General features: G+C 40.9%; 7 protein-coding genes. 3 read left to right on the forward strand and 4 right to left on the reverse strand.

The annotated features are described in order from the left end of the window. Positions 1–142 precede the first annotated feature (142 nt). The 4 genes from prc to ACED29_RS17035 form a co-directional block, all read right to left on the reverse strand. Positions 143–2,194: a carboxy terminal-processing peptidase gene (prc, locus tag ACED29_RS17020; RefSeq protein ID WP_371698168.1), complete on the reverse strand. Its 2,052-nt coding sequence runs from the start codon at positions 2,192–2,194 to the stop codon at positions 143–145. 21 nt (positions 2,195–2,215) lie between these two features. Further along, positions 2,216–2,827: an RNA chaperone ProQ gene (proQ, locus tag ACED29_RS17025; protein ID WP_124015893.1), complete on the reverse strand. Its 612-nt coding sequence runs from the start codon at positions 2,825–2,827 to the stop codon at positions 2,216–2,218. Between the two features lie 276 nt (positions 2,828–3,103). Then, on the reverse strand, positions 3,104–3,562 hold the full coding sequence (locus tag ACED29_RS17030) for a GAF domain-containing protein (protein ID WP_124015892.1): 459 nt from the start codon (positions 3,560–3,562) through the stop codon (positions 3,104–3,106). A gap of 45 nt (positions 3,563–3,607) precedes the next feature. Further along, positions 3,608–3,901 carry a YebG family protein gene (locus ACED29_RS17035; RefSeq protein ID WP_124015891.1) on the reverse strand — a complete coding sequence of 98 codons (294 nt, stop codon included), beginning with the start codon at positions 3,899–3,901 and terminating at the stop codon, positions 3,608–3,610. Between the two features lie 213 nt (positions 3,902–4,114). On the opposite strand from ACED29_RS17035, the gene ACED29_RS17040 reads away from it, so the two are divergent. The 3 genes from ACED29_RS17040 to ACED29_RS17050 form a co-directional block, all read left to right on the forward strand. Next, positions 4,115–4,741 (forward strand): paraquat-inducible protein A, encoded by a 627-nt coding sequence (locus ACED29_RS17040; protein WP_124015890.1) that lies wholly within the window; start codon positions 4,115–4,117, stop codon positions 4,739–4,741. Further along, entirely contained in the window at positions 4,734–5,447 is a 714-nt protein-coding gene (locus ACED29_RS17045) for a paraquat-inducible protein A (protein ID WP_259396149.1), read from the forward strand. Before ACED29_RS17040 ends, ACED29_RS17045 begins: the two co-directional genes overlap by 8 nt. Beyond that, positions 5,434–7,180 (forward strand): MlaD family protein (locus ACED29_RS17050; protein WP_371698169.1); only part of this gene is annotated, 1,747 nt, incomplete at its 3' end. The genes ACED29_RS17045 and ACED29_RS17050, both read left to right, overlap by 14 nt.

The following is a 7,180-nucleotide window of genomic DNA, read 5'->3' on the forward strand; positions in this document are numbered from 1 at the left end:
TCGACCGCAGTTAACCTACTGCAAGTCGATACAACGCAGTTAGAGATGCGAAGGACTGTTTGCAACCGTTTATATCCAGAGCTGAGGTTGTTATTATTAAGAAAAAACGCGCCTAAGCGCGTTTATTAACTGTCACAAAAAATCACTTTGAGTTTGTTTTTGCCAATTTCTCTGCATCCGCCATATCAAGCGTGATATAAGCCGTTTCATCTAAAAAGGCATCCGGTAACTTACTGTCATCGGTCTTTTCTATATCATCTAGTGACTTAACAATTGCTAAACCATCGTGCTCTCTTCGGGCATTTTCTCGATCGAGTGCACGCTTGTCATCATCTTCACGAGAAGCAAGACGTTCACTTTCAACAAGCGAGATGGTTTTGTCATTGTGATGCTTTTTAAATTCAGCTATATCTTGATAAATATAACTAAACTCTTCGTCATTGCTGATCCGCGCTTGATGTTTAACATCAAGAGAACTTATCAACATAGGCGTAATATTGCCCAATGTAGTGTATTGAGCAGCAGGAACTTTATCCCACGGAAGCGCATTTTTCTCTTCCGATTCACCATATTCACCCGCTTCTAAAGCAGTAGGCAAGCGCACATCTGGGGTAACACCCTTACGTTGTGTGCTGCCACCATTGATACGATAAAACTTAGCAATGGTATACTGAACATGACCAATTGGTTTTTCATACATGTCATAAATTCGACCTAAACTTTTATGCTGCTGAACCGTGCCTTTACCATAAGTCGATTCACCCACAATCAAAGCGCGATCATAGTCTTGTAAAGCCGCAGCAAAAATCTCTGATGCAGATGCACTGTAACGATCTACCATCACAGTCAGTGGACCGCTGTATGCACTAATACCATCATTATCACGATTTTGATTAATGCCACCATTGGCGTCACGAATTTGCACAACAGGCCCTTGATCAATAAACAATCCGGTCAATAATGTGGCTTCAGTTAACGCCCCACCACCATTACCACGAAGGTCAATAATAATGCCTTCAACATTGTCCTTTTCAAGTTTAGCGATTTCTTTAGCCACGTCTTGCGACAGATTCATGTAAAATCCAGGGATTTGAATCACACCGACTTTACGATTGGCGTACTGACCTTCTTTAGGTTCAATTACTTTTGAGGTAGCTGCGCGATCTTCTAAACGAATTTTGTCACGGGTAATGACCACTTCAAAAGGTTTAGCATTTGCGCCACCTTTTTTGGGTAAAATTTGTAATACAACTTCGCTACCCTTTGGACCTTTGATCAAATCAACCACATCATCTAAACGCCAGCCAATAACATCAACAATGCCACCGTCTTTTTGACCAACACCAACAATTTTATCTTCTGGCGATAATTTATCACTGTTGGCAGCAGGGCCTCCTGCCACTAAACTTTTGATAACGGTGTAATCATCATCCATTTGCAACACAGCACCAATGCCCTCTAAGCTTAGGTTCATTTCCATTTGGAAACGTTCGGCATTACGTGGGGATAAGTAACTGGTGTGAGGTTCAACGCTGCGAGCAAACGCATTCATTACGGTTTGAAATACGTCTTCGCTTTGGGTTTGGCTTAAACGTTTAATGGCATTGTTGTAACGTTTCTCGAGCACTTCAACAATTTCAGGCCATTTTTTACCGGTCAACTTGAGATTTAATGCATCATACTTAACCCGCTGACGCCAAAGCTCATTAACTTCAGCTTCATCTTTTGGCCATTGTGCATCTTTGCGATCAAATTCATAAGCATCGCCTGCTTGGGTAAAATCAAACTCTTTATCGAGCAAAGATAAAGCATAAGCAAAACGTTCGTAGCGACGTTGTTGCACAACTTCATACATAGCAAAGGCGGGGCTAATATCGCCAGACTCGACCATATTATCAAACTGTTCTTTATACTGACTAAAGCTCGCAATATCTGCCGCAGTTAGTACATTTCGACGATAATCAAGCTGCTCAAGAAAGCGGGAATATATTTGTTCAGAAAATGCATCATCAAGATTAAAGCGATGATAATGCGAGCGAGTGAACAATGTTGTCACTCGCTTGCTAGCCACTTTATGTTGTGGCTCTTGTGCTAGTTTAGGTAACTCGCTGATTTGAATCGTTGGTGAAATTGCCCATGCCGAAAAGCCGACAAATAAACTGGCAATTGACGCGGCCAAGGTAAGTTTTCGCATCAACAAGTACTCCTTAAATTTCTATAATAGTATGTGCTCTGCACGTACTTTGATGGACAAGCCAGAATCTAACTGAACATGCACATCTTCTTTATTAATATCAGTCACAACACCTGGTACTGGGGTAGCACCTAACTTAACATTAACGCGTTGTTTTTGTTTTAAATCTTCAAGCTTAGCTGGCACAAGTTGAATCACAGGAGCAACGACTGGCGCTGGACGTTCTTTTTTAACAGCTGGAGCGCGTTTAGGTGCCACTTTCTTTGCCGGTTTTTTGGGTGCTAAAGCTTGACGTTTTGCTTTGGCTTTATCTTGGCTCTCTTTAAGCGTCAAAATAGCATGGTCAATATGCTCTTGTTCTAATTCAGCACATTCATTACCGTCAAGATCAATACGTTTAGCGCCCGCTTTAACGCCTTTCAAATAGCGCCAGCTGCTGGTGTAACGACGAAGCGCTACACGTAATTGTGTTTTACTGACTTTAGAATCATCAGCTAACCGTTCAGCCAAATCTTGAAACAGACCAATTTTTAATGGCTTAGTTTCACCTTCTGCAATAAAGCATAAAGGAAAGGTTTCATATAAATACGCTAAAATTGCGTTGGTGTCGGTCAACTTGTCTGTTGATTCCATTTTTACTTCCACGTTAATAAAGGGACTGATTATGCGGCAGAAATTTGCCATGCAGTCGTTCATCTTTCGTTAAACCTTACTGTTAAGGCTCAACGTACAAAATATCACTATCCGCCAGTTTGCTAAAGTCATTGAAACAAACCTTAACAATTTAACCAAACTTACTCTCAGCTTAATCATCGCTCATCAGTAAATCCAGCACAAATGCGTTTAGCGGCATATTATAAAGCCCGCGACAGCGAATGCGACCATGATTTAATCTATTTTGTTCGCTATTTAACCAAATAGGCAAGTTTCGAAACTTTTTACCATGTTTTCTAAGCCAATTTGATCATCTTGATCGAAACGATTGAGTAATGGACTGTCAATATCTAACACTGCCACCACTTCATTGCCCTGCCTTACAGGAATGACTATTTCGGAATTACTCGCAGAATCGCATGCTATATGACCATCAAATTGATGCACGTCGGCGATGCGTTGGGTGATATTTTCTGCAGCAGCGGTGCCACAAACACCTTTGCCCATATCAATTCGAGTGCAAGCGACTTTACCTTGGAAAGGACCAAGGACGAGCTGTTCACCACGCTTGATGTAAAAACCAGCCCAGTTGAGATCCTCAAGGTTGTCATTTAACAACGCTGAAAAATTTGCCATTGCCGCAATCAAATCATCTTCGCCTTCAAGTAACGCTTGAGCTTGACGATTTAATGTTTGGTAAAATTCGGTTTTCATTTCCATTCCTTAAGCTGGTATCTACTTCAAAAGTTTGAAATACGGCTATTCTGCAGCGGTATTTTTAGCCGTAGTCTTTTTGGTTTTAACTGCAGGAGCGTTTTTAACCTGTACTACGCCTTTTAGCAAGTTAGAAAGCTCATCTTTATTGTTTGCGAGATAAAATGCCAACTGTTCGCACTTATTTTCATCGAGTCCAAGATCTGCCTTTATAAGAAAAGGCACTAGGTTATCGGAAATATCGAGCATCTTATCGTAGGCATCAGCCTCTTTTTTCGATATAAATGTCATCTTTTCCACCCCTTCTCTGACCACGACAAATTGGGTTATCACTGCCATGATGTAATCCTCACTGTTTTTATATACAGTGCATAGAATCTCACATAGTTAACTTATGATGCAAGTGTTCTGATTATTCTGATATTATCAAATACACATTAATGAGTTTCTTTTAACAAATGACACATTTATTTGCCAATATGAGGCAAAGTTGAGAGGTTTACCTCTTAGCTACCCGATAATGATTTTCACTATGGATTAGATTAATTTTTCATGAATGAATTTGATGATCATGATTCTATAATATTATGCCGATCATGTGATTTGGCAGTGAGAAAACGAGCGTTACCCTCCAGCTCTCGCGCTATTTGTCCGCGTTGTCATACTGTACTCTATGATTCACCGTACTGCTCTATCAATGGTATGTTGGCGCTATGCGTTGCCGCGTTAATTATTTTCATTCCCGCTAATTTGTTACCAGTACTCGAAATTCACTTTCTTGGCAGTGTCAGAACCACGACCGTAATGCAGGCTGCTATGACGGTTTGGGCCGAAGGATATTGGGTCGTAGGCTTAGCGGTAATGGTTGCGGCTGTTATCGCCCCTGGATTATTAATATTGTCGATACTGGCGCAAGTTGTTATTGTCAAATTAGAATTGCACAGCTCATTTTGGCAAAGAACTTATACGACATTGCTAAAAAATCATGGTTTGATATCACAAATGACCATGCTAGAAATTTATGTCATCAGTTTCTTGGTATCTGCATTCCAACTATCTGATTTTTCTGATGTCTATTTTGGTATGGGGACATTCAGTTTTACCATGCTGTTTGTCATCATTCTTTTTTTACAACGTGAATATAAACTTGAGCACATGTGGAGTTATGTTGATGCCTGAAACTCCAATGAATCCCGCTAATGAGCTATCCTCAGCAAGTGAAGAGCCTCATGTAAATATTAACCAGGAAGCCCCAAAAAAAGCTCAAGCCTCTTTGCAGGGGCAAAAGTTAGGCTTATGTTTATGCCCTGTCTGTCGCAAGCTGAATTTAACCAGCAAAAATCATTGCCAGCGCTGTTTTAGCCAATTGAGCAATCGTAATTATGCCAGTATCCAGCAGAGTTGGGCTTTATTGATTACAGCCACTATTTTACTTATCGTCGCTAACATCTACCCTATCACCCTCCTGACAAACCGCGGGGTGGTCACTAAGGATACTATTTTTAGTGGTATTAGCCATTTAGTGCAAACAGGCATGTTGCCGATAGCGGTAATTGTTTTTACTGCCAGTATTTTAGTACCTTGGCTTAAGATTTTTGGCTTAGCCACTTATTTAACCGCCATCAGTTTTAACTTGCCGGTATCAAAAAGAAAATTAATGGTTGGTTTTCACATTATTGAATGGATTGGCCGTTGGTCGATGCTCGACTTATTCGTTATCTCATTAACCGTTGCTTTAGTGAATATGGGACAACTGTTAGATGCTAAACCTGCACCTGCTGCAACTGCATTTGCGTTAGTGATCTTACTGACACAACTTGCGGCAAAAGTGTTAGATACTCGTTTACTCTGGGACCGCTTGGAAAACACCGATGACACAAATTGAATCACCGAAAATTGTTAAGAAAAAATTATTCTCGCCAATATGGTTATTGCCTATTGTCGCCTTAATATTGGGTGCTTGGTTAGGGGTAAAAAGCATTAAAGAGTCGGGCATTGAAATTTTAATCCACTTTCCCAGCGCCGCAGGCATTGATATTGGTAAAACATTAGTAAAATACCAAGGTTTATCGGTCGGTAAAGTCACCGATATTGGTATTGATGATGACCTTAAAGGTGTTAATGTCAAAGTGGTAATGGATTATCGCGCCGACCCATTTTTGAATAAAAACACCTTGTTTTGGTTGGTCAAACCCAAAGCCAGTATTACCGGAGTCGAAGGCTTAGATACGCTATTTTCGGGTAATTATATTGCCATCCAGCCCGGAGATGGCCGCTCGGCAACTGAATTTGAAGCACAGCGCGAAGCACCCGCAATTCTCCCCGGCAGTGAAGGCATAATGATCGAGCTTAAATCGCCTAAACTGGGTTCTATTGATGTAGGTTCACCAGTCTTTTTCCGTCAAGCACCCGTTGGCAGCGTTGTCAGCTATCGCTTAGATGGTAATAAGCAAATTATTATCAGCGCTTTTGTTCAAGAACAATATGCCCATTTAGTTAACAAAGACTCACACTTTTGGAATGTATCTGGGCTGAAGATTGATGCCTCTTTAGCGGGTATTAAAGTCAGTACTGAGAGTATTGCATCTATTTTGGCTGGCGGGATCAGCTTTGATACCGGAAGCTATACTGAAAAAGCGCAAAATGGTGATGCTTATATTCTTTACCAGGATGAGCTTTCTGCTATCGGTGGGGTACATTTTAGTTTAACCGCGACAGACAACGATGGTGTAAATGAAGGCACGTCTATCATCTACCGCGGTATTGCTATTGGTGAAATAGAAAAAGTGAGTTTAACCGACACTGGAGTGCAGTTTAGCGCTCGAGTTGAACATCAATACCAAGGGCTGATCACCAGCGATAGTCAATTTTGGTTAAGTGGAGCTGACTTATCATTAAAAGGCATTAAAAACCTCAGTCGACTGGTCACTGGTAGTGTAATTAATGTGTTACCTGGTACTCAAGCATCTGATAAAGCAATGCAATTTGAGTTAGCCTCTGAGGCCCCAGATTTACTCACTCAAGCTAAGCTTAAGCTCACCGTAGTGGCCAATACGCATACGGGAGTCAGTAATGGCGCGCAAGTTAGATATAAGCAACTCCCTATTGGGCAAATTACCAGTATTAATTTAAGCAAAGACTTTTCAACCGTTGAGTATCAAATTGAAATTCTCCCGGAATTTAAAAACTTACTCACAAAGGGGAGTTTCTTTATTCCAGAAAGCGCCTTAGCCGTTGACGCTTCATTAGCCGGAATTAAGGTTAAGACTCGCGACGTGACCACTATGCTTGAAGGTGCGATTAGCTTAATTCCAAGTAACAGCGCTACCTTGATTGCACCTAACAGCACCTTACCCTTACATGAATCAATCGAGTCAGCACAGGTGCTTTACGCCCAGCAACAGATGACACACTTTACCTTGACCAGTATTGATGGTGCCGATTTAACTGAAGGATCACCGATTTATTATAAGAAAATGCAAATAGGTTCGGTCAATAAAATCAATTGGTTTGCTAAGACAAATAAATTTAATATTGATATTAGTATCGACAATAAATTTGTTGCTCTGGTCAAAGCCAATACTGTTTTTTGGCGCAATGATGCTGTCGCCATCAATG

Origin of the sequence: Shewanella sp. 5S214, from assembly GCF_041439795.1 — a bacterium.
Taxonomy (GTDB): Bacteria; Pseudomonadota; Gammaproteobacteria; order Enterobacterales; family Shewanellaceae; genus Shewanella; species Shewanella vesiculosa.